Source organism: Pigmentiphaga sp. MLSB6-MA01, from assembly GCF_058793475.1.
The window spans coordinates 654,044-672,583 of record NZ_JBXAFV010000001.1; the positions used below are offsets into that span (position 1 = coordinate 654,044).

At 68.3% G+C, this 18,540-nt stretch carries 16 protein-coding genes; 7 read left to right on the forward strand and 9 right to left on the reverse strand.

Annotated features, from left to right (window positions below; genetic code table 11):
* Nucleotides 1–17 precede the first annotated feature (17 nt).
* A complete protein-coding gene (locus AC1Q6E_RS03155) occupies nucleotides 18–587 on the reverse strand; it encodes a cupin domain-containing protein (RefSeq protein ID WP_296560491.1) in 570 nt (189 codons plus the stop codon).
* A gap of 152 nt (nucleotides 588–739) precedes the next feature.
* Here AC1Q6E_RS03155 and AC1Q6E_RS03160 point away from each other — a divergent pair, with 152 nt between their 5' ends.
* Nucleotides 740–1,408: a TetR/AcrR family transcriptional regulator gene (locus AC1Q6E_RS03160; RefSeq protein WP_152793834.1), complete on the forward strand. Its 669-nt coding sequence runs from the start codon at nucleotides 740–742 to the stop codon at nucleotides 1,406–1,408.
* A 9-nt stretch (nucleotides 1,409–1,417) separates the two neighbouring features.
* Here AC1Q6E_RS03160 and AC1Q6E_RS03165 read toward each other — a convergent pair whose 3' ends face one another.
* Nucleotides 1,418–2,326 (reverse strand): LysR family transcriptional regulator, encoded by a 909-nt coding sequence (locus AC1Q6E_RS03165; RefSeq protein WP_152793835.1) that lies wholly within the window; start codon nucleotides 2,324–2,326, stop codon nucleotides 1,418–1,420.
* A gap of 347 nt (nucleotides 2,327–2,673) precedes the next feature.
* Between AC1Q6E_RS03165 and AC1Q6E_RS03170 the strand changes: the two genes are divergently transcribed.
* From AC1Q6E_RS03170 to AC1Q6E_RS03190, 5 genes are all read left to right on the forward strand, one after another.
* On the forward strand, nucleotides 2,674–4,164 hold the full coding sequence (locus tag AC1Q6E_RS03170) for a chlorohydrolase family protein (protein ID WP_152793836.1): 1,491 nt from the start codon (nucleotides 2,674–2,676) through the stop codon (nucleotides 4,162–4,164).
* 54 nt (nucleotides 4,165–4,218) lie between these two features.
* Complete coding sequence (locus tag AC1Q6E_RS03175; protein ID WP_296560485.1) at nucleotides 4,219–5,226, forward strand: Bug family tripartite tricarboxylate transporter substrate binding protein; 1,008 nt, start codon at nucleotides 4,219–4,221, stop codon at nucleotides 5,224–5,226.
* A gap of 102 nt (nucleotides 5,227–5,328) precedes the next feature.
* Nucleotides 5,329–5,892: a dCTP deaminase gene (dcd, locus tag AC1Q6E_RS03180; protein ID WP_130357256.1), complete on the forward strand. Its 564-nt coding sequence runs from the start codon at nucleotides 5,329–5,331 to the stop codon at nucleotides 5,890–5,892.
* Nucleotides 5,893–6,210: 318 nt separating this feature from the next.
* Nucleotides 6,211–8,472, forward strand: coding sequence for an arginine/lysine/ornithine decarboxylase (locus AC1Q6E_RS03185; protein ID WP_152793901.1), 2,262 nt, complete (start codon nucleotides 6,211–6,213; stop codon nucleotides 8,470–8,472).
* Complete coding sequence (locus AC1Q6E_RS03190) at nucleotides 8,472–9,689, forward strand: BaiN/RdsA family NAD(P)/FAD-dependent oxidoreductase (protein ID WP_296560479.1); 1,218 nt, start codon at nucleotides 8,472–8,474, stop codon at nucleotides 9,687–9,689. The genes AC1Q6E_RS03185 and AC1Q6E_RS03190 overlap by 1 nt, the downstream gene beginning before the upstream one ends.
* On the opposite strand, the gene AC1Q6E_RS03195 is transcribed toward AC1Q6E_RS03190, so the two are convergent.
* From AC1Q6E_RS03195 to AC1Q6E_RS03210, 4 genes are read right to left on the reverse strand one after another with little or no spacing between them, the layout of a single operon-like run.
* Nucleotides 9,690–10,244, reverse strand: a complete 555-nt coding sequence (locus tag AC1Q6E_RS03195; RefSeq protein ID WP_492572174.1) for a 3-isopropylmalate dehydratase small subunit — start codon at nucleotides 10,242–10,244, stop codon at nucleotides 9,690–9,692.
* Nucleotides 10,241–11,524, reverse strand: a complete 1,284-nt coding sequence (locus tag AC1Q6E_RS03200; protein WP_296560475.1) for an aconitase family protein — start codon at nucleotides 11,522–11,524, stop codon at nucleotides 10,241–10,243. The genes AC1Q6E_RS03195 and AC1Q6E_RS03200 overlap by 4 nt, the downstream gene beginning before the upstream one ends.
* 12 nt (nucleotides 11,525–11,536) lie before the next feature.
* On the reverse strand, nucleotides 11,537–12,169 hold the full coding sequence (locus AC1Q6E_RS03205; protein ID WP_296560474.1) for an RraA family protein: 633 nt from the start codon (nucleotides 12,167–12,169) through the stop codon (nucleotides 11,537–11,539).
* A gap of 2 nt (nucleotides 12,170–12,171) precedes the next feature.
* Nucleotides 12,172–13,164, reverse strand: coding sequence for a tripartite tricarboxylate transporter substrate binding protein (locus tag AC1Q6E_RS03210; protein ID WP_492572175.1), 993 nt, complete (start codon nucleotides 13,162–13,164; stop codon nucleotides 12,172–12,174).
* Nucleotides 13,165–13,351: 187 nt separating this feature from the next.
* Here AC1Q6E_RS03210 and AC1Q6E_RS03215 point away from each other — a divergent pair, with 187 nt between their 5' ends.
* Nucleotides 13,352–14,272, forward strand: a complete 921-nt coding sequence (locus AC1Q6E_RS03215; RefSeq protein ID WP_152793919.1) for a LysR family transcriptional regulator — start codon at nucleotides 13,352–13,354, stop codon at nucleotides 14,270–14,272.
* A 7-nt stretch (nucleotides 14,273–14,279) separates the two neighbouring features.
* Here AC1Q6E_RS03215 and AC1Q6E_RS03220 read toward each other — a convergent pair whose 3' ends face one another.
* Genes AC1Q6E_RS03220 through AC1Q6E_RS03230 form a run of 3 tightly spaced genes read right to left on the reverse strand, consistent with a single transcriptional unit; the run spans nucleotide 14,280 to nucleotide 18,405 of the window.
* The gene (locus AC1Q6E_RS03220) at nucleotides 14,280–15,743 is read right to left on the reverse strand and encodes an aldehyde dehydrogenase (RefSeq protein WP_492572176.1); all 1,464 of its coding nucleotides are present in this window, start codon (nucleotides 15,741–15,743) and stop codon (nucleotides 14,280–14,282) included.
* 55 nt (nucleotides 15,744–15,798) lie between these two features.
* Complete coding sequence (gene mdlC / locus AC1Q6E_RS03225; RefSeq protein ID WP_296560465.1) at nucleotides 15,799–17,397, reverse strand: benzoylformate decarboxylase; 1,599 nt, start codon at nucleotides 17,395–17,397, stop codon at nucleotides 15,799–15,801.
* Nucleotides 17,398–17,406: 9 nt separating this feature from the next.
* The gene (locus tag AC1Q6E_RS03230) at nucleotides 17,407–18,405 is read right to left on the reverse strand and encodes a Bug family tripartite tricarboxylate transporter substrate binding protein (RefSeq protein WP_492572177.1); all 999 of its coding nucleotides are present in this window, start codon (nucleotides 18,403–18,405) and stop codon (nucleotides 17,407–17,409) included.
* Between the last annotated feature and the right edge of the window lie 135 nt (nucleotides 18,406–18,540).

Below are 18,540 nucleotides of genomic sequence, written 5' to 3' on the forward strand. Positions count from 1 at the left end.
TCCTCTTGGAGTAGGGGTTACTGCTGCGGAAGGGCGGGGTCGAACTTGCCGTCGACCAGGACGAACAGCACGCGGGCCGGTTCATCCGTGCGATTGGTCCAGGCGTGATTGGTACCGCGCTGGATCAGGACTTCGCCGGCGCGGAGCGTGACTTCGGATTCGTCCAGCAGCATGGTGATCTCGCCCGACAGCACGATGGCGTAGTCGATGGTTTCGGTGCGGTGCATGAAGGGGTGGCGCTGCTTGCCGCCGTCCTGGCCGGTCAATGCATGCTGGCCGCCGAACATCGAGAACGCCTGCTTGGCCGCGTCGGCATCCACGTCGCGCAGCTCCAGGCCCGCGGGCGGGAATTCGATGATGCGGACGACCGTGCCCAGCTCGGGCGGGGCCAGCGAGACCGGCCCCAGGGTGGGGTCGGCGCCGTTGTCGATGGGAGCGGGGGCCGTGGGCGTCTGCCACAACTGGGTCAGGTAGTAGCCCGGGCGGCTGGCGTCGTGGCGGACATTGGGGGCGTAGCCGTCTTCCAGCACCACGGCGCGGCCCTGCTCGTCGTGGCCGGTCACGATGCGGCGGATCTTTCCGTTCATGGGGTTCCTCATGCGGTGCGCCGGGTGGCGCGTCAGGACCCATCATAGGAATTCCTGGCGTTTCGGTCAAACGAATGATTCAATCAATCGACTGAAATAATTTTCGGGCTTTGCGGGTAACATAGAATCCCCGCTGCTTTCCGGACGTATCCATGCCCACTCCTGTTGCCGATCCGGCCGAATCCGCCTCCACCCGAGACCGCATCGTGGACGTGGCCGAGCGGCTGTTCGCCGAGCACGGCTACAACGGCGTGTCGCTGCGCACGATCACCGGTACCGCGGGCGTCAACATGGCCGCCGTGCACTATTACTTCCGGACCAAGGAAGGCCTGCTGCGGGCGATTTTCGAGGCGCGGGCAGGCCGGATGAACGACGAGCGCCAGGCGCTGCTGCGTGCCTGCGTGCCGGGGGATCCGCAGGCACGCCCCGAGACGCGGGCGGTGCTCGAGGCCTTCATCGGGCCCGGCATGCGCGTGGGGCAGACCGAAGAAGGGGCCCGCTTCAACCGGCTGTCGGCCATCTGTTCGGTCGAGCCCGATCCGGCGGTCAAGAACATCGTGTTCGGCGTCCACGACGAGGTCGGCCGCCTGTTCGTCGATATCCTGGCGCGTGCCTGTCCCCACCTGGCGCGGGATGAGCTGTACCTGCGCCTGCAGTGCGTGTTCGGCAGCATGATGTACATCCGCGCCGACAATGGCCGCGTCGCGCGGCTGATGCCGGACGTGCGCGCCACGCCGGTGTCCGCGGCCAGCGTCGACCTGACCCTGTCACGCCTGTTGGACTTCCTGGCGGCCGGCCTGGCGGCGCCTGCCGCCGGCTAGCGCACGGCGTCACAATTCCCGGCAGACATCGAGCACCAATTCCCGCAGCCAGCGCTGGGACTGGCTGGGGTGGGTCCGTTCGTGCCAGAGCTGCGAGACCACGAACTCGCCCAGCGGCAGCGGATGAGGTGTCATGCGCAGCGGGTAGAGGCCGCAGAAGGCCCGGGCGATGCGGTGCGTGACGGTGGCGATCAGGTCGGTGCAGGCCAGCGTGGGGGCGATGGCGAGCATGTGGGGAACCTGGGCGGCGACGTCCCGCGAGATGCCGTGCTGCTGCATCGCATCCTGCAGCACCCGTTCGCGGGCGCCGTTCTGGCGCGGCATGGCGACGTGCCGCGCCGAGGCGAACTGCTGGGGGCCGAGCGCCTGGCCGTCCAGCGGGTGGCCGATGCGGTACAGGCAGACGTAGTCGTCCCTGAACAGTTCCTGCCGATAGATGGGGTAGGTGGCGGTGGCCACCGGCGACAGCACCAGGTCCACCTTGCCCAGCAGCAGCAATTCCTCGGGCATCAAGGGTTCGATCGGATGGATGGTCACCGAAACCGAGGGTGCCGCCGATGCCAGCCGCCGCATGAGCGCGGGCAGCAGGGTGAAGGTGACATAGTCCGTGGCCGCGAGGTTGAAATGCATGCGCGCGGAGTGCGGCGCGAAAGGCTCGGACGGCGAGGCCAGCCCGTTCAGCGCGAGGATGGCGTGGCGTACGCCGGTGGCCATTTCCATGGCCTTGTGGGTGGGGACGACGCCACGTCCGTTCCGCAGGAACAGGGGGTCGTGGAAGATCTCCCGCAATTGCGCCAGCCCCTTGCTGACGGCGGACTGGCTGATGTCGATGCGGTCCGCGGCGCGCGTTACGTTGCCTTCGGCCAGCACCGCATCGAAGATCATCAGGAGATGCAGGTCGACGTGCTTGATATCCATGGGTTCGGGCTTCGTCGGGGCCGGTGGCCGGCGGGGATAATGAAATATTCCACAACGGAATCGAGATAGCCATTCTTGGACGGGAAGCGGGGGCTGGCCAGATCCTCGCTATGGGGCCGCGCGCCGTCCGTCACGCTTCCTCCTCTATCTGGCTCGTTCTTCGTCGATCTTGCATATTCTTGCGTGGTGTCCATGGGTGTTTCGTCGTGGGCGCAAACACGGTTCCATCTTCCTTCCCGCTGGCTTCCCTGCGTTGACAGTGCCGGCAATTGCTCAGCATGCTGAGAACCTGTCATCGGCAGTGCATCGCAGGATCAATATTCGCAGAACGAGGGAAAAAGACCAGCATGAAAACCAGGATCAACGGCGACTGGGTGGTGGGATTCCAGGACGGCGGGCATGTGCTCCATCGGCAGGCCTGCGTGGTCTACGACGGCGACCGCATCGTCTACGCGGGGGACGACTACCGGGGCGAGGCCGATCGCGTCATCGAGGCGCCGGGCTGCCTGCTGTCGCCAGGCTTCATCGACACGCACGTGCACTCGGGCCATCGCGCGCTGCACAAGCTGCTGACCGACCACGGCCGGCCCGACCTGTTCGGCCAGCCCTACATGGACGTCACGATCGCCCGGTCGGGCACGCGCATACAGGGGTATCCCAATTATCTGACCAAGGAGCAGGCGCAGGTGGACCCCGGCATCGTCCTGCACGCGGCATTCACGGTCAGCGAACTGCTGCGCAATGGCGTGACGACCTTCGTCGAACTGGGCGGACATGTGATCGTCCAGGAGGCGCTGTGGAAGCAGTGCGAAGCGCTGGGAGTGCGAGGCTACCTGGGGCCGGGCTACGACAGCGGCCGCTGGGCGTCGGACGACGACGGCAACCTGACCCGCGTGCCCTATCCCGACGGCGGCCTGCACCTGTTCAACGACGCGGTGGCGTTCATCGAACGGGTCGAGCGCGATCCGAGCGACCGGGTCCACGGCATCCTGGTGCCGCGCGAAGTCGAGAATTGCAGCGTCGACATCCTGCGCCGGACGGTGGCGGCCGCGCGCGATCTGGGCGTGCCGATGGCCACGCACGCGGGCTACAACGTCATCGAGTTCTACGAGACCGTGCGCGAGCACCGCAAGACGCCCATCGAACTGCTGGACAGCGTGGAGATGCTGACCCCCGCGCTGAACATCGGGCACGCCAATTTCATCTCTGACAGCCCACGCCTGAATTATTCGGGCGGCAGTGACCTCAGGCGCATGGGGAAGAACCAGGTCTCGGTTTCCCACTGTCCCATCAACATCGTGCGCCGGGCCCGCGTGCTGGACTCGTGGAAATCGTACCGGGAGGCCGGGGTGAACATGACGATAGGCAGCGATACCTATCCGCGCGACATGATCATGAACATGCGCACCGCCTCCTATCACGGGAAAGTCATGAGCCACGACCTGACGGCGGCCAGCGCGGAACAGGTGTTCGAGGCGGCCACGCTGGGGGGCGCGCGGTCGCTGGGCCGCGACGACCTGGGGCGGCTGGCGCCGGGCGCCAGGGCGGACATCGTCGCCATCAATCTCGGGCGCAAGGACGTGCTGCGCTATGGGCCGATCTGGGACCCGATATGCAGCCTGGTCGAGTGCGGCGTGGGCGACGACGTGGACCTGGTCGTCACCGGTGGCGAGATCCGCATGCGCGACGGCCGTATTCCCGATGTCGACCTGGGCGGCCTGCGGGCCGAGGCCCAGGCCTTCGCGGAGAAAGTGTGGGGCCAGGTCCAGGATTGGGACCCGCTGCGGCGCACCGCCCGGATGATGTGCCCGCCTTCGTTTTGCCCTGATTGCGAATAGCCCCCGGGGCGCCGCCCGCGGCGCCTGGATCCGATCGTTCCAAAGGACAAGTCCATGAAGACCTCACGTTTTTCCCCTGCCCGGGCGCACCTCCTGCGGGCGGCCGCCTGCGCGGTGGCGGCCTGCCTGGCGGCGCCGGCGTCCGCCCAGGACCATGCCGTCAATGCCTACCCCGAACGCCCGGTCCGCATCGTCGTGCCGTATGGCGCGGGCGGCGCGGCCGATCTGCTGGCGCGCGTCCTGGCGGAGCGGCTCGCCCAGGACTGGGGCCAGCCCGTCATCGTCGAGAACAAGCCCGGCGGGGTCGGGACCATAGGCATCTCGGCCGTGGTGAAGGCCGCCCCCGACGGCTATACGCTGGTGTCCGTGCCGGTGTCGGACCTGGCGGTCAACCCGCACCTCTATCGGCAGCGCCCGTTCGATATCGCCCGCGACCTGGCGCCCGTCGCCCAGGTGGGGGCGGTGCCCAACGTGCTGGTGGTGTCGAACGCGCTGGGCGTGGCGGATGCCAAGGGGCTGATCGTCAAGGCCAAGGCCGGGCGCCTGAGCTATTCGTCGCCGGGCATCGGCAGCCAGGCGCACCTGGCCGCCGAGATCTTCGCCGGGCGCGCGGGCGTCAGCCTGCTGCACGTGCCCTACAACAGCGTGTCGGCGGCGCTGGCGGACGTGGCGGGCGGGCAGATCGACATGATGATCGCGCAATTGCCGGCCGCGCTGCCATTCATCCGCGGGGGCCGGGTCAAGGCACTGGGTGTGGTCGCTGAACAACGTTCGCCGCTGGTGCCCGAGATGCCCACCTTGAAGGAAACGACCGGCCTGTCCTTCGGCGACGCGGTCTCGTGGTCGGGGCTGATGGCGCCGGCCGCCACCCCGCTGGCGCTGCGGGAGAAGATCGCCCGGGCGGTCACCCGGGCGATGCGGTCGCCCCAGGCCCAGGAACTGCTGGCGCGCCAGGGCACGGTGGGGCTGGGAGGGACGCCGGACGATCTTTCCAAGGCGATTGCCGAGGATTCGCGCCGGTACGGCGAGGTGATCAAGGCGCTCGACATCCGGCTGGATTGAGGGGGCGGGGGGGCGGGGACGGGCGGGGGGGTATTGGGGGTATCCCCAGTCCAGCTACAATTCCCCCTTTCCCGTAGACGTCCCCTGACGAGACCCCCGTCCATGAGCATCAAAAGCGACCGCTGGATCCGCCGCGTGGCGGCCGAAGGCATGATCGAGCCATTCGAGCCCGGCCAGGTCCGGGCGCACGACGGCAAGCGCATCGTCAGCTATGGCACGAGCAGCTACGGCTACGACGTGCGTTGCGCCGACGAATTCAAGATCTTCACCAACATCAATTCGACCATCGTCGATCCCAAGGCCTTCGACGAGAAGTCCTTCGTGGATTTCAAGGGCGACGTCTGCATCATCCCGCCCAATTCCTTCGCGCTGGCCCGTACGGTCGAATACTTCCGCATCCCGCGCAGCGTCTTGACCATCTGCCTGGGCAAGAGCACCTATGCGCGCTGCGGGATCATCGTCAACGTCACGCCCCTGGAACCCGAGTGGGAAGGCCACGTGACGCTGGAGTTCTCGAATACCACGCCGCTGCCCGCCAAGATCTACGCCGGTGAGGGCTGCGCCCAGATGCTGTTCCTGGAAAGCGACGAGGTCTGCGAGACCTCTTACCGGGACCGCGGCGGCAAATACCAGGGCCAGCAGGGTGTGACGCTGCCGAGGACGTAGGCCCCCCCCTACGCGCTTCGCGCGCCCCCCAGGGGGCGATGCGGGTGGACCGGCGGAGCCGGATCCACCGTATCCTGGGTCGGGACGCCAGGTTGCGTGGGGTTGGTCCTCAAACCGACATCGAATTTGTTTTACGCTAGTTGTTTATTTTTACGCCCGGAGGCGTCATGCGAGGTAACTTGCACGCGGCCGGCCGTTTTTAAACCGATTTCCCTGCCGCCACGCGTGCCCTCCCAGGGCACAGCGGATCTGGCTTCGCCAGTCCGCCAGTGCCGCCCCCTTGGGGGGCGCGCGTAAGCGCGCAGGGGGGGGCTTCAATTGAAATTCCGCTTCCCCATCGTCATCATCGACGAAGATTTTCGCTCCGAAAACGCATCGGGCCTGGGCGTGCGCGCGCTGGCCGCGGCCATCGAGGCCGAGGGCATGGAGGTGCTGGGCGTCACCAGCTATGGCGACCTGTCGTCCTTCGCGCAGCAGCAGAGCCGCGCCAGCGCGTTCATCCTGTCGATCGATGACGAGGAATTCGGCGAGGGCATGCCCGAGGACGTGGCCAATGCCGTCAGCAAGCTGCGGGCTTTCATCGGCGAGCTGCGCTTCCGCAATGCCGAGATCCCCATCTACCTGTACGGCGAGACCCGCACGTCGCGGCATATCCCGAACGACATCCTGCGCGAGCTGCACGGCTTCATCCACATGTTCGAGGACACGCCGGAGTTCGTGGCCCGCCACATCATCCGCGAAGCCAAGAGCTACCTGGAGTCGCTGCCGCCGCCGTTCTTCCGCGAACTGGTCAAGTACGCCCAGGACGGTTCGTATTCGTGGCACTGTCCCGGCCATTCGGGCGGCGTGGCGTTCCTGAAGAGCCCGGTGGGCCAGATGTTCCACCAGTTCTTCGGCGAGAACATGCTGCGCGCCGACGTCTGCAACGCGGTGGACGAGCTGGGGCAACTGCTGGACCACACGGGCCCGGTCGCGGCGTCCGAGCGCAATGCCGCGCGCATCTTCAACGCCGACCACTGTTTCTTCGTGACCAATGGCACGTCCACCTCGAACAAGATCGTCTGGCACGCCAACGTGGCGCCCGGCGACGTGGTGGTGGTGGACCGCAACTGCCACAAGTCCATCCTGCACGCCATCATCATGACGGGCGCGGTGCCGGTGTTCCTGCGGCCCACGCGCAACCACCTGGGCATCATCGGGCCCATTCCGCTGGAAGAGTTCCGCCCCGAGAACATCCAGAAGAAAATCGATGCCAATCCCTTCGCCAAGGACAACGCCGGCCGCAAGCCCCGCATCCTGACCATTACCCAGAGCACCTACGACGGCGTGGTCTACAACGTCGAGATGATCAAGGAACTGCTGGGCAGCAGCATCGATACCCTGCACTTCGACGAAGCCTGGCTGCCGCACGCGGCGTTCCACGAGTTCTACCGGAACATGCACGCCATCGGCAAGGACCGTCCGCGCAGCACCGAGGCGATGGTGTACGCGACCCACTCCACGCACAAGCTGCTGGCCGGCATTTCGCAAGCCTCGCAGATCATCGTGCAGGAATCCGAGACCCGCAGGCTGGACCGCTACGTGTTCAACGAAGCCTACCTGATGCATACGTCGACCTCGCCGCAGTACGCGATCATCGCGTCCTGCGACGTGGCGGCGGCGATGATGGAGCCGCCGGGCGGCACGGCGCTGGTCGAGGAAAGCATCCTCGAGGCGCTGGACTTCCGCCGCGCCATGCGCAAGGTGGAGGCCGAGTTCGGCGCCAGCGACTGGTGGTTCAAGGTCTGGGGGCCGGACAACCTGGTGGCCGACGGCATCGGCGAGCGCGACGACTGGCTGCTCGAGACCGACGCCAACTGGCACGGCTTCGGCGCCCTGGCGCCCGGTTTCAACATGCTCGATCCGATCAAGGCGACCATCGTCACGCCGGGCCTGGATGTGTCGGGTACCTTCGGCCAGACCGGCATTCCCGCTTCCATCGTGACCAAGTTCCTGGCCGAGCATGGCGTGATCGTCGAGAAGACCGGCCTGTACTCGTTCTTCATCATGTTCACGATCGGCATCACCAAGGGCCGCTGGAACACGCTGCTGACCGCGCTGCAGCAGTTCAAGGACGACTACGACAGGAACCAGCCCATGTGGCGCATCCTGCCCGAGTTCTGCCACGACTATCCGCAGTACGAGCAGGTGGGGCTGCGCGACCTGTGCACGCGCATCCACGAGATGTACCGTGCCCACGACGTGGCGCGCCTGACCACCGAGATGTACCTGAGCGACATGGTGCCGGCCATGAAGCCGTCCGAAGCCTTCGCCAAGATGGCGCATCGGGAAATCGAGCGGGTCGACATCGACGCGCTGGAGGGACGCGTGACCAGCGTGCTGCTGACGCCTTACCCCCCGGGCATCCCGCTCTTGATCCCGGGCGAGCGCTTCAACAGCACCATCGTCAAGTACCTGCAGTTCGCCCGCAAGTTCAACGCCCAGTTCCCGGGCTTCGACACCGACATCCACGGGCTGGTGGAGGAAGTGCTGCCCAACGGCGACATGCGCTTCTACGTGGATTGCGTCAAGGACGCCTGATGGCGGCGGACGGGCCGCGCGGCGCGGCCTTCGACGTGGCGGTGATCGGCGCGGGCGCCGCCGGGATGATGTGCGCGGCGGTGGCCGGCCAGCGCGGCAGGCGCGTGGTGCTGGTCGACCACGCGCGCAAGCTGGCCGAGAAAATCCGCATCTCGGGCGGGGGGCGGTGCAACTTCACCAATCGCGACGCCGGGCCCGCCAACTTCATTTCCGATAACCCTCATTTTTGCCGTTCGGCGCTGTCCCGCTACACGCCGCGCGATTTCCTCGCGCTGGTGGCGCGCCATCGCATCGCCTGGCACGAAAAGCACCGGGGCCAACTGTTCTGCGACGAATCCAGCGAGGACATCATCCGCATGCTGCGCGCCGAATGCGACGCGGGCGACGTCGTCTGGCGCATGCCTTGCACGGTCGAGTCGGTGGATCGGGGCGAGCAGGGTTTTTCGCTGCGCACGTCGTCGGGCGAGATCCGCGCGGCGCGCGTGGTCATCGCGACGGGCGGGCTGCCCATCGCGCAGATTGGCGCTTCGGACTTCGGCCTGCGCATTGCGCGGCAGTTCGGCCTGAAGATCGTCGAACCCCGGCCTGCCCTGGTCCCGCTGACCTTCGACGCCGCATCGTGGAAGCCGTTCGTTCCGTTGGCCGGCGTCGCGCTGGAAGTCGATATACGCACGGGAGAGGGACGTCGCGCGGCATCGTTCCGCGAGGATCTGCTGTTCACCCATCGAGGCCTGTCGGGTCCGGCGGTGCTGCAGATATCGAGTTATTGGCAGCCGGGCGAGGCGATCGCCATCGACCTCGCGCCGGATGTCGACCTGGTGTCGGACCTGCTGGCCGCCAAGGCGGGCGGCCGCCAGCACCTGGCCAATGTGCTGGCCGGCATGGTGCCGCGCCGGCTGGCCGAGCAGTGGCTGGCCGCCGCCCATCCCGGCCTGGGCGAGCAGCGTATCGCCGACCTGCCGGACAAATCGCTCCGGCAGGTGGCCGAGGGCATGAAGCGCTGGGCCGTGACGCCATCGGGCACCGAAGGGTATCGCAAGGCCGAGGTCATGCGCGGCGGCGTCGACACGCGCGGCCTGGACCAGCAGACGATGGAGGCCAAGGCCGCGCCCGGCCTGCACTTCATCGGCGAGGTGGTGGACGTGACCGGATGGCTCGGCGGCTACAACTTCCAGTGGGCCTGGGCGTCCGGCGTGGCCTGCGGCCAGGCGGTCTGATCACCCGCCTTGCGCCTCGGCGGGCAGGCGCATGTCCGGATGGGTATCCAGCCAGGCGGCCAGGGTGCCGCGCGTGCCGCCGCGCCGGACAATGTCTGCCAGCAGCGGGGACAAAGGCGGAACGTCGAGGCGCCGCCCCGTATCCAGGTTGACGATCGTACCCCGCGTGAAATCGACGTCCAGCCGGTGGCCGGTGCAGAAGGCCTGATCGATGCCGGGCAGGCCGGCCATGACCGGCACGCCCTTCGAGATCGCGCCGCGCAGCGTCTTGTAGGGCATCGATACGCACAGCACCGACAGGCCCAGCGACGCCATCGCGATGAAGCCCTGGAAATGCGGCTTGCCGCAGCCGAAGTTCGCGCCGGCCACGACGATGTCGCCCGGCGCCACCCGCCCGGGGAAGTCCGGGTCCGCCATCCTGAGCAATTCGGGCTGGAGTTGCCGCGGATCGTCGATCCGGCGGATCGCCATCTCGAAGGGAATGAGGCCGTCGTCCAGGGGGATGTCATTGCCGAATACGTGGCAGCGCCCGATCCGTCGCATCGTGTCGGTCACCGGATCTGCTCCCGTTCTTGCAGCAGGGCGCGTGGATCGGCGATGCGGCCGGCCAGTGCCGATGCCGCCACCGTCAGCGGACTGCCCAGGTAGGCCTGGGCAGCCTTCGCGCCGAAACGGCCGGCGTGGTTGGTCGCGGCGGTGGAAATGGACGTCTCGCCATCGGCCAGGGGGCCCATCACGCCGCCCGCGCAGGGGCCGCAGCCGGGGGGAAGCAGCATCGCCCCAGCTTCCTGGAACACTTCCGAGAGCCCGTCGCGCGCCAGGCGCAGCGAGGTCTCGACGGTGCCCGGGACGATGAACATGCGCACATGGCCGGCGATGCGCCGGCCGCGCAGCAGATCCGCGGCCGCGGCGAAATCCTCGTACATGCCGGATCCGCAGGAACCGATGTAGGCGTGGTCCACGTGCCGCCCGGCCACATCGTCCACGTCCACGCCCAGGTGCGGGCCGCCGGGCAGGGCGACCTGCGGGGCGAGGCCGGGCAGGTCGATCGCGACGTCCGCCTCGACGTGCGCGTCGGCGTCGCCGGCGTGGACCGAACCGTGGCCGGCCCGCGCGGGCGGAGTGAACCAGACGTTGGCGACACCGATCTCGGTCAGCGAGTTGCAGAGCGCGACGCGCTCGGACAGCGGCAGCGCGGCCGCATAATCGCCCGCGAACTCGATGATGCGGTTGTCGTGCGCGGGCAGCCGGCCGTCGGCGAAGAGGCGGGTGACATGGAAGCCGACGTCGCGCGCGGTCAGTGCCGGTCCGGTGGCGCCTTGCAGGCGCAGGCGCACGGTCGCGGGCACCTGTTCCCAGACCGAGCCGGTCGCGAGCACCGAGACGATCTCCGGGCCGGGCGCGCAGGCCACCGCCCCGACGGCGCCGAAGTTCGTGGCGTGCATGTCGTAGCAGGACAGGAACATGCCCGCCCGCACCAGGCCTGTTTCGATCGGAAAGAGGTGTCCGTGGCCGCCCCGGCCGGCGTCGAAGAAGCGACCGACGTTCCACTCGCGGGCGATCTGGCGGATGCGGCGCGCGCGCAGGGCAGAGGCCGGGCTGGCGTAGGCCACTTCATGGTCGGTCACGAACATCACGCGGTCGGGCCGGGCGACGCGGCGGTATCCCAGGCTCGACAATTCGTTGTAGGCGGATTCCACGTAGCCGTCGTGGATGATTACCAACTCGGGTTCCGGCGCGATGATGTCGCCGGGGCGGACATGGGGCTTGCCGCTGGCGCGCGCGAGGATTTTCTCGGCGCCCGTCTGCGGGATCCTGGAGTCGATGCGGTTCATTGCGGGATCGTGTCAGCCGGGCTTGCGGGCCATGACGTCGGCATAGCGCCCGCCTTCGTCGACGATGCGGGCGGCCTCGCGCTCGAAGTCCAGGCGTGCCCGCAGCCGGTCCAGGAAGAGGGCGGCGCCGGCGCGCGGAATGACGATGATGCCGTCGTCGTCGGCGCAGAGGATGTCGCCGGCATGGACCAGCCGTCCACCCACCGATACCGGGACGCCCGTTTCGCCCCGGCGTCCGCCCGACCAGCCGGTGGCGACCGCGCCGCGCGCGAACACGGGGAAGCGCGCGCGGCGTATCTCGGCCAGGTCGCGGACCCGTCCGTTGCTGACCACGCCGGAGACGCCGCGGCGCTGGGCAACCGAGGTTCCCGTGCCGCCCCAGGTGCAGGCATCCGGAGCGGGGCCGACGTCGATCACGATGACCGAGCCGGCGGGTGCTTCGTCGGCCGCGCGCGTGATCTCGTCGCCATGGCCGGCGGGCGCGCGCACGGTATGGGCCGGTCCCACGCACAGCACGCCGGCCACCAGGGCGGACAGCGAGGGTGACATGTGTCCTCCGCGCTCCATGGCTTCGTAGGCGGCCGCGGCCGAGGCCTGCCGCAGCAGGCCGCACAGCGCGGCGATATCGTCGGTGTCCGGGGGCATGGTCATTCCTGGGGGATCCGGGCGGCGGTCACGATGTCTTTCCAGCGCTGTGCGTCGTTGCGCAGGAAGCGGGAGAACTCTTCCCGCGTGTTGGCCTGGGCGGCGGCGATGTTGGCCTTGGCCAGCCGCTCGCGCATGTCGGGCGAGCTCAGGACGGCCACGATCTCACGGTTCAGGCGCTGCGTGATCGCGCCCGGCGTTCCCCGCGGGGCCAGCAGGCCGACCCAGCCTTCGATCTCGAAGTCCTTGAGTTCCGCAACGGCGGACTGGGCGGCCGCCGGCACGCCCGGCATCTGCGCGATGGGCGCCAGGCTGGCCACGGCCAGTGGCTTGAGCCGGCCGGAGTCCACATGGGGCTTGCCCGAGAGGACGGCGTCGAACATGAACTGCACCTGGCCGCCTATGAGGTCGGTCAGCGCCTGCGGACTGCCCTTGTAGGGCACGCCCAGCACGTCGGTCTTCAGCCGGGACAGGAAGGCGGCGATGGCCAGGTGCTGGATCGTGCCGCTGCCCGCCGTGGCGTAGGTATAGCGCTCGGGATGGCTGCGCAGCTGCGCGACGAAGTCCTCCAGGCTGGCGTAGGGCGCATCGGCCCTGACCAGCAGCACCATGGGCGCCACGGCCACCCGGACGACAGGCGAGAAGTCGCCCAGGATGTCGAACGGGATCGACTTGTAGATGGCCGGACTGATCGTGGCCGAGGTCGAGGTCATCAGCAGCGTATAGCCGTCGGGGTCGGACTTGGCCACATAGGCCGCGCCGACCTGCCCCGAGGCGCCGACTTTGTTTTCGACCACCACCGGCTGCCCGAGCCGCGCGGCCAACTGTTCGCCCAGGAAGCGCGCGGCGACGTCGGAGGAATTGCCGGGCGGGAAGGGGGCGATGATGCGGATGGGCTTGGCGGGATAGCCGCCCTGGCCGGCGGCCGGCGCGGCCGCGAGCAGGGACGCTGCAAGCGCGGACAACAGGAGTCCGAGGGATCGTGAACGGTTCATGGCTTGTCTCCAGAAGGCGCGGGCCTGGACGGCCCGCTCGCGCATCGTGCCGGCCGGTCGCGGGCATCGTGCGGTGTCCATGCCGCGCAGTGTAGGAAGCGCCTGGTGGAACGACAATCGCGATTATTGTTAGGATTGAGAAGATTTTCCGTACAATCTTTTCATCCGCGTAACCAGGCGAACTCCCATGGCCAGACCCGGCGACCCGATCTCCACGGTCAACCTGAAACTGCTGCACACCTTCATGCTGGTGGGCGAGAGCCGGAGCTTCCGTACCGCCGCCGGGCGCGCCCACCGGTCCGGCTCGGCGGTCAGCGGCCAGATCCGCCGCCTGGAAGAACAACTGGGGGTGCCGCTGTTCCATCGGACGACGCGTCAGGTCAGCCTGACGCGCGAGGGCGAGCAACTGCTTCAATGCGTCCGCCGCGCCTTGCAGGAAGTGGAAGGCGGCTTGCAGGCGATCCAGGAAGCCGCCGACGTCCAGCGCGGGCGCATCGCGCTCGCATGCGCGCCCACCATCGCCGGCGCCTACCTGGGCGACGTGCTGGCGGCTTTCCAGAGCCAGTACCCCGGCATCCAGGTCTTCGTGCGCGAGATCACCGCGGCCGCGCTGTTCGACAGCGTCAGGAAGCGGGAAGTGGACTTCGGCATCAGCGTGATGACCGGTTCGCCCGAGTTCCGCTTCGAGCCGCTGCTGACCGACGAGCTGGTCGCGCTGGTGCCCCGCGCACTGTTGGACGGCGACCGCAAGACCATCTCGCTCAAGGCCCTGGCGGCCATGCCCCTGCTGGTGCTCGAGCAGGGCACCGCGCTGCGCACGCTCGTCGAGGAAGCGATGGCCGCGCAGGGGCTGCACCTGGCCACGCGATTCCAGTTCATGCACTCGCAGACGCTGATCTCCATGGCGACGGCGGGCCTGGGCGCCGCCATCCTGCCCGCGACCGCGCTGCCGCGCACGCTCGGCCCCGGCGTGCAGAAGCTGCGCATCGTCCGCCCCACCCTGGTCCGCAGCATGGCGATCGTGACGCTGCCCGGCCACGCGCTGTCGCCGGCGGCGTTGAAGCTCGTGGACATGCTGCGCAGCATCCTGGCCCGGACCCGGTCCTGACCGCGCGTCAGAAGGGATAGCTGCGCGGGCCTGTCTGCACCGTGATCCAGCGCAGGTCGGTGAACGCATCGATTCCGGCCGTGCCGCCAAAACGGCCGAAACCGCTGGCCTTGACGCCGCCGAACGGCATCTGCGGCTCATCGTGCACGGTCGGGCCGTTGATGTGGCAGATACCCGAATCGATACGCCTTGCCAGCGCCAGGGCGGCGGCGAGGTCCCGGCTGAAGATCGCCGAGGAAAGTCCGTACTCGGTGTCGTTGGCGCAGCGGACCGCCTGCTCGGGGCCATCGACGCGGACAATGCCCTTGACCGGCCCGAAGGATTCCTCGCGATAGATCGCCATCTCGGCGGTGACCCTGTCCAGCAGCACGGGCGCCATCAGCGGCGAGTCCGCCTTGCCCCCATGCACCAGGACCGCTCCCTTGGCGAGGGCATCGTCGATCATGCGGTTGCAGCGATGGACCGTCTCGGGATCCACGACCGCTCCGAGCACGCTGTCCGCCTGTCGCGGGTCCCGCGGCACCAGGCCCGAGATCCGGCCCGCCAGGCGTGCGGCGAATTCGTCCGCCACGCTCGCGTCCACGATCAGGCGCTCCGTCGACATGCAGATCTGGCCCGAATGCAGATAGGCCCCGAAGGCGGCGGCCTGCGCCGCGGCATCCAGATCCGCGTCGGCCAGCACGACAAGCGGAGCTTTTCCGCCGAGCTCCAGCAGCACGGGCTTGAGGTGCCGCGCGCAACTGGCGGCAATGAGACGCCCAACCCGTGTCGAGCCCGTGAAATTCACCCGCCGGACCGCGGCATGGGCAACCATGGCCTCGACCACCTCGCCCGCCGCGGCAGGTGCGTGGACGATGTAGTTGATCGCGGCCCCGGGCATGCCCGCCTCGACAAGCGCCTCGTGAAAGGCTTCCGCGATCAGCGCATGTACCCGCGGGCAGATCTCCGACCCCTTGAGGACGACGGTATTGCCGCACGCGAGCGGCATGGCGATGGCCCGCACCCCGAGGATGACCGGTGCATTCCACGGAGCGATGCCCAGAACGACGCCGGCAGGCTGCCGCACCGCCATGGCGAGGCTGCCGGGCACGTCCGAGGGAATGACCTCGCCACTGACGCGCGTGGTGGCTGCCGCCGCCTCGCGCACCATGACCTGCGCCTGGAGTACATTGAATTCGGACCAGAGGCGGCCCGCGCCGGTTTCCTCCATCATGGCTTCGATCAACGCATTCTTGCGCGTGCCAATGCCTTGCGCGGCCCGTTCGAGCACCGCGCGCCGCTGCGAGGGCCCGGCGCCGGACCAGGCGGCCTGCGCCCGGCCGGCCGCCTCGACGGCGGCCACGGCATCTTCGGCCGTCGCGGCCGCCGCCCACGTGGCTTCGCTCCCGTCGAGGGGACAACGGCGGACGAACCGTTCGGCCGAACGGCCTTCGCGCCACCGTCCATCGATCAACAACTGGATTTCTTTCAACTCAGATTCTCCCAGGCCAGGGCCTGTCGACACCAGAAGGCGCCTTGCACAGGCCCTAGGCAACCTCGATTTCCAATACAAGCGGCCGCTCGGCCCGTCGTGCCGACCCGATCGCGGCATCCAGCGCCGCGCGCAGGTCGGTCTCCCCGCCGATGCGGCGCGCATCGCAGTCCATCGCCTGCGCCAGCTTCACGAAGTCGAGCCCGGGCAGGGCCGTGCCCGGCACCCGTTCGCCCTCGGCGAAACCGAACACCGGAGCGAAATGCTCCAGGGCGGCGTAGCGGCGGTTGCGCAGGATGATCAATGTCAATGGCAACCGCAGTTGCGCCGCCGTCCACAGGGCCTGGAAGGCGTACATGGAGGATCCGTCTCCCACCACGCCGATCACATGCCTGTCCCGGTTGCCCATGGCCAGTCCTACCGCCGCCGCCATGCCAAAGCCCAGCCCGCCGCTGCTGCAAGCGTAGTAGCCGTGGCTCTCGTAGATCGGCAGGTAGCGCTGCAAGACAGGCCGGGCGCTCGCGGCCTCCTCCAGGATGACGTCGTCGCGCCGGCGGACTTCGCTCAGGGTCTGCAGCACGTAGGCGATCGACATCCGCTCGCCGGCATGGGGCGGTGCGGCGGCGGGCACCGGCGCGCGTGGCGGAGGCAGGGCGCGGGCGCTGTGCGGCGACAAGGCGGCCAGCTCCTGCACCGATTCGCGCAGGCTGCCGACCGCCGCCAGGCCCACGGGCGCCCACGCCGCCGTGTCCGGCTCGTCGACGATGAGAAACAGCGCCGTGCCCGGCTCAACGAACGGTCCCTCGCCTTCGACGTGGTAGGTGAAGGCGGGCGCGCCCAGCACCAGCACCGCGTCATGCCCGGCCAGTTGCCGGCGCAATGCGTCGCGCATCGCGGGCAGGGTGCCGCCGAACAGCGGATGGTCTTCGGGAAAACTACAGCGCCCGGACATGGGGGCGGCATAGACCCTGGCGCGCTGGCGTCCGGCCAGATCGAGCACGGCCTCCCACGCGCCTGCGCGGTCCACGGCATCGCCCACGACGATGGCGGGCCGCTCGCAGGCGCCCATGCCTTCGGCCATGCGTCCCAGCAGGCCGGCGTCCGGGCGCACCGCCTGGCTCACCGCGCGCAGCGGCACCGGTTCGGCGGGCCGGTCCCAGTCGTCGGCGGGCACCGAGACGAGCACCGGTCCCCGCGGCGGCATCATCGCCACGTGGTAGGCGCGGGCAATCGCCCGCGGCACATCCTCGGCGCGCGCGGGTTCGGCGGCCCATTTCACGTAAGGCCGAGGCAGTTCCGTCGCCCGTTCCGAATACAGGAAAGGGTCATAGGGCAGCATGGAGCGCGCCTGCTGTCCTGCCGTGATCACCATGGGCGTATGGTTCTTGAAAGCGGTGAAGATCGCTCCCATGGCATTGCCGACACCGGCGGCCGAGTGCAGGTTCACGAACGACGGGCGCCGCGACGCCTGGGCATGGCCGTCGGCCATGCCCACCACGATGGACTCGTGCAAACCCAGCACATAGCTGAAGTCGGAAGGAAAGTCCCGGAAGAACGGCAGCTCGGTCGATCCCGGATTGCCGAACACATGGCGGATTCCTGCCTCCCGCAAGAAACCGTAGACAGCATCCCGCACACAAAACACCTTCGCCACGCCAGCCCCCTAGTCCAGGGAAATGTTCAGGCGCTTGATGATCTGCGCATACCGGCGCGAATCGGCGTCAAGCTGGGATTGGAACTGCTCGGGCGTCATCGCCAGCGGTTCGTAGGCCAGTTGCATGTAGCGCTCCCGCAGTTCCGGATCTTGCAGCGCCGTGATGATGTCGCGGCGGATCCTGGCGGCGACGGCATCCGGAACGCCCTGGGGCGCCAGGATGCCTACCCAGGCGCTGAGCTCGAAACCTTGCGGCCCGCCGGCTTCGCCCATGGTGGGAACCGATTCGAACCCATGGACCCGCGAGGGAGCCGCTGCCGCCAGCAGCCTGAGCTTGCCACCCTTGTAGAGCGCGTTCATGCTTCCGATGGTGCCGAACGCCCAGGGAACCTGGCTGCCGGCCACGGCGGTGTAAAGCTGGGACATTTCCTTGTACGCGATGTGCGTCATCGTCGTGCCCGCCGCCTGGTCAAGCATGGCGCCCCCCAGGTGCCCCGGGCTGCCCACGAACCATGACCCGTAGTTGATGTTCCCCGGGGCCGCCTTGGCGTCGGCGATCAGGTCGCCGACGCTGCGGTATCGGCTATCGGCGGGAACCGCGACGAAGAAATAGTTGCGGAACAAGGTCGTGACCGGCGTGAAATCGCGCTTCAGGTCGTACGGAAGCTTGCTGAACAGATAGGGCTGCGCGGCCATCTGCGCGCTGTCCAGTTGCAGCAGGGTATAGCCGTCGGGCGCGGCGCGCTTGACGGTTTCGATGGCGATGAAGCCCGCCGCGCCAGGCTTGTTCTCGACCAGCACGGGCTTGCCCCAGGCCTTGGACAGGCGTTCGGTCACCATGCGCAGGTTGACGTCGACACCGCTGCCGACCGGAAAAGGGGTGACGATGCGCACGGGCCGATCGGGATACTGCGCCGCCGCTTTCGGCACACCGCAGACCGCCACCAGGGCAATCTGGCAAAGCACGGCCATCGGCCGCCAAATCAGGGGAAAACGGAATGCGACCATGACTGTCTCCTTACACCTTTCATGTAGGAATCGTGCCGTGCTCCGGCACGACCGGCGCGGGCTGTTGCGAAGGCAACGGCGCCATGCCGCCGGCGACTATGTCACCCGCTTCGCGCACGGGTCAAACACCTGTCT

Excerpts from the sequence above, each read along its gene's own strand:
- AC1Q6E_RS03155 (WP_296560491.1), bottom strand. The coding sequence starts at position 587 with ATGAACGGAAAGATCCGCCGCATCGTGACCGGCCACGACGAGCAGGGC.
- AC1Q6E_RS03160 (WP_152793834.1), top strand. The coding sequence starts at position 740 with ATGCCCACTCCTGTTGCCGATCCGGCCGAATCCGCCTCCACCCGAGAC.
- AC1Q6E_RS03165 (WP_152793835.1), bottom strand. The coding sequence starts at position 2,326 with ATGGATATCAAGCACGTCGACCTGCATCTCCTGATGATCTTCGATGCG.
- AC1Q6E_RS03170 (WP_152793836.1), top strand. The coding sequence starts at position 2,674 with ATGAAAACCAGGATCAACGGCGACTGGGTGGTGGGATTCCAGGACGGC.
- AC1Q6E_RS03175 (WP_296560485.1), top strand. The coding sequence starts at position 4,219 with ATGAAGACCTCACGTTTTTCCCCTGCCCGGGCGCACCTCCTGCGGGCG.
- dcd (WP_130357256.1), top strand. The coding sequence starts at position 5,329 with ATGAGCATCAAAAGCGACCGCTGGATCCGCCGCGTGGCGGCCGAAGGC.
- AC1Q6E_RS03190 (WP_296560479.1), top strand. The coding sequence starts at position 8,472 with ATGGCGGCGGACGGGCCGCGCGGCGCGGCCTTCGACGTGGCGGTGATC.
- AC1Q6E_RS03200 (WP_296560475.1), bottom strand. The coding sequence starts at position 11,524 with ATGAACCGCATCGACTCCAGGATCCCGCAGACGGGCGCCGAGAAAATC.
- AC1Q6E_RS03205 (WP_296560474.1), bottom strand. The coding sequence starts at position 12,169 with ATGCCCCCGGACACCGACGATATCGCCGCGCTGTGCGGCCTGCTGCGG.
- AC1Q6E_RS03210 (WP_492572175.1), bottom strand. The coding sequence starts at position 13,164 with ATGAACCGTTCACGATCCCTCGGACTCCTGTTGTCCGCGCTTGCAGCG.
- AC1Q6E_RS03215 (WP_152793919.1), top strand. The coding sequence starts at position 13,352 with ATGGCCAGACCCGGCGACCCGATCTCCACGGTCAACCTGAAACTGCTG.
- AC1Q6E_RS03230 (WP_492572177.1), bottom strand. The coding sequence starts at position 18,405 with ATGGTCGCATTCCGTTTTCCCCTGATTTGGCGGCCGATGGCCGTGCTT.